General features: G+C 61.7%; 1 protein-coding gene. It reads left to right on the forward strand.

The window, feature by feature from the left end; translation table 11 throughout:
• Positions 1 to 202 (forward strand): transposase family protein (locus AC2CJA_RS27375; RefSeq protein WP_484605299.1); only part of this gene is annotated, 202 nt, incomplete at its 5' end.
• Between the last annotated feature and the right edge of the window lie 122 nt (positions 203 to 324).

The raw sequence follows: 324 nt of genomic DNA on the forward strand, positions 1-324 counted from the left end.
GTGCTGGGGGCGGTGGGAGACCCTGTCCACCGGTCAGCAGGCAGTGAACCGGTCCCACGCGAAGATCCGCGCACTCGTCGAGCAGGCCATGGCCACCCTCAAGTCCTGGCGACTCCTTCGCAAGATCCGATGCTCGACCACCCGGATCACCAGCCTCATCCAAGCCGTCCTCACCCTGCATTTGGCCAGCTCAGGCCGATGATGGAAAAGCCTCAAGCACACGAAGCCTCTGGTGGAGACGGATTTCTTGGTCGAAAACCCATCTACCAGGGGCTTCACCTGTCTGTCACCCCAACTGCCCCTCCAGCCGAACAGGTTGGAAAG

The sequence above is a fragment of the Streptomyces sp. ATLC9 genome (assembly GCF_057196705.1).